Raw genomic sequence first — 1,287 nt, 5'->3', positions numbered from 1 at the left:
CTCTGCCTGGTCACGCGGGCGGTGCTGCGGCGCAGGGCCACGAAGGGGCGGCCCTCCGCTTCCCACTGATCGACGGGCAGCCAGCCGAGGGCCCGCCCGTACCGCAGCAGCGCCGGGGTGCCGAGCCGGGCCCACGGGAAGTGCGAGCCGGTCGCCCCCGGCGGCGGGCGGCGCCCGTCGTCCACCCGTACCCGGACGCGCTCGTCGATGTCCTCGGGCGCGGTCTCGGCGATGATCAGCCCGCCGTGCGTGAGCAGTCCGCCGGCCCGGATGAGCAGTCCGCCCGGATCGCCGCCGATGCCGATGTTGCCGTCGACGAGCAGGACGGTGCCCCAACGCCCCTCGCCGGGCAGGGGTTCGAAGACGGAGCGGCACAGGGCGCTGCCGCCGACGCGCAGCGCGCGTTCGACGGCCGCCTCGCTGACGTCGATGCCCAGCGCCCGCCGCCCCCGGGCCGCGAGGGCGGCGACGAGGCGGCCGGGGCCGCAGCCGACGTCCAGGACTGCGCCCTCGCAGCGGCGCAGGGCGGAGAGGTCGGCGGCGTCGGCGCGGGCGCACCACCGCTCGACGTCGAGGGGCAGCAGCCAGCCGTCCGTACGGCGCAGGAAGAGCGGGCCGTGGCCGGCGCGCAGGGCGTCGGCGTACGGGTCGCCGCCCCAGGTGGTGGCGGTCGCGATGTCCGTCGTTCCGGTGGTCATCGGGCGCCCACCGGGGTGAGGCGGCGCAGGGTGGCGGCGAACCGCCCGTGCGGGGCGAGCGCCGCGACGTACGCGGCGTCCGACGCCGAGTCCACGTCGCGCAGTTGGGGCAGATCGCGCACGGTGAGCCCGGCGTCCACGAGCCGGCGGCGCTGTACGGCGCCGGTCTCGGGTACGGACATGGGCACCCCGCGGATCAGATCCGGCGGCGCGCACTCCGGCGCGGCGAGGCCGAGCGCCCAGAAGCCGCCGTCGTCGGCGGGCCCGAACCAGGCGTCGCGGTCGACGTGGCCGGCAGTGCCGAAGTGGCCGACGGGATCGAGGAGTTCGGGGGTGATCTGCGGGGTGTCCATGCCGACGAGGAGCGTCGGCCCCGTACACCCGGCGAAGGCTGCGGCGAGCCGCTCGTCCAGCCCTCCCGCGCACTGCGGCACCACCTCGATGCCGGGCGGCAGCCAGGGTCCGGGGCGGCCTTCCAGGACCAGGACGCGGCGGCGGGCGGGGACGGCGAGGACGGTCCGCAGGGTGTCGGCGAGCGCGGCCTCGGCGATGAGGGCGGCCTCGGCGGGGGTGTAGGGCGGGGTGAGGC

General features: G+C 77.9%; 2 protein-coding genes. Both read right to left on the bottom strand.

The window, feature by feature from the left end; translation table 11 throughout:
• Positions 1-698 (bottom strand): methyltransferase domain-containing protein (locus BHU15_RS37780; RefSeq protein ID WP_069631162.1); only part of this gene is annotated, 698 nt, incomplete at its 3' end.
• The coding region (locus tag BHU15_RS37775) for a TIGR04282 family arsenosugar biosynthesis glycosyltransferase (RefSeq protein WP_069631161.1) at positions 695-1,287 on the bottom strand (593 nt) is incomplete at its 5' end. The genes BHU15_RS37775 and BHU15_RS37780, both read right to left, overlap by 4 nt.

Source organism: Streptomyces niveus, assembly GCF_001723055.1.
GTDB classification, from domain to species: Bacteria; Actinomycetota; Actinomycetes; order Streptomycetales; family Streptomycetaceae; genus Streptomyces; species Streptomyces niveus.
This window is presented reverse-complemented; position numbering and strand designations above follow the sequence as displayed.